General features: G+C 71.1%; 2 protein-coding genes. Both read right to left on the bottom strand.

Features of this window, described 5'->3' with window-relative positions; translation table 11 throughout:
* Window positions 1-322 (bottom strand): family 43 glycosylhydrolase (locus tag ACFP3V_RS29780; protein WP_380590235.1); only part of this gene is annotated, 322 nt, incomplete at its 3' end.
* Between the two features lie 104 nt (window positions 323-426).
* A partial coding sequence (locus ACFP3V_RS29775) for a carbohydrate-binding protein (RefSeq protein ID WP_380590232.1) occupies window positions 427-949 on the bottom strand: 523 nt, incomplete at its 5' end.

The following is a 949-nucleotide window of genomic DNA, read 5'->3' as shown; positions in this document are numbered from 1 at the left end:
TGGCGGTGACGATCAGGTTGCCGTCGTGGGAGACGTTGGTGACGATGAGCCAGAAGCGTCCGTCGTGGTGGCGCAGGGTGGGGGCGTAGATCCCGCCGGACGAGGAGGCCCCCTGCAGGCGTAGCTGGTCGGGGCGGTCGAGGGCGTTGCCGATCTGGGTCCAGTGGACGAGGTCACGGCTGTGGAAGATCGGCACGCCGGGGAAGTACTCGAAGCTGGAGCAGGCGAGGTAGTAGTCCTCCCCGACCCGGCAGATGGTGGGGTCCGGGTGGAAGCCCGGGATCACCGGGTTCGTCGCGACGGTGGCGGAGTCCTCGGACACCTCGTCAATTCCTCTCAGGGGGGCGGAAGGGGCCTCGGGCGCCCCCGGGCATCGTTGGGTGGCGGTCGCGCCTCCCCCTCACAGAGGCGCGACCGGCACCGGTCTCAGGGGGCGAAGGTGAGGGTGGCCAGGCGCTGTTCGCCGGTGAGGACGACCCGGAGGTCGTGGACACCCGACGGAGCGCCATCGACCTCGGCAAGAACGGTGATCCAGGCGTAGCGGTCGCCAGTGGACGGGATGGTGACGGTGGCCAGCAGGCTGTCCCCGGCGCGCAGTTCGAGGTGGGCGGAGCCGGGTGAGGTGCGGGAGACCTCGGCGGTGACGGTGCCGACGCCGGTCAGGTCGACGTTGCGGAACAGGAGTTCGCCCTGGTCGCCGTCGGGGGTGACGGCGTCGCCGTCGGCGCGGGTGGCGTCGACGAGGGTGATGTGCTCGTAGTCGTCGAAGTCGACGGCCCGCAGCGGGGTTGCGAGCAGCCGCCGTGGTTCGGGGGTCGGGCCGGTGATGGTGAGCTCCGTGTGGAGTTCGGGTCGGCCCGCGGAGCGGGCGGCGATCAGTTGGTAGTGGCCGGGGTGGACGGTGAACGCTCCGGTGGTGACGTCCCAGTGGGCGAGGATGTCGGCGGCG

It is taken from the genome of Streptacidiphilus monticola, from assembly GCF_042658505.1.
Lineage (GTDB): Bacteria > Actinomycetota > Actinomycetes > Streptomycetales > Streptomycetaceae > Streptacidiphilus > Streptacidiphilus monticola.
Note: the sequence above shows the minus strand (reverse complement) of the source record. Positions and strands in the feature narration are given on the sequence as shown.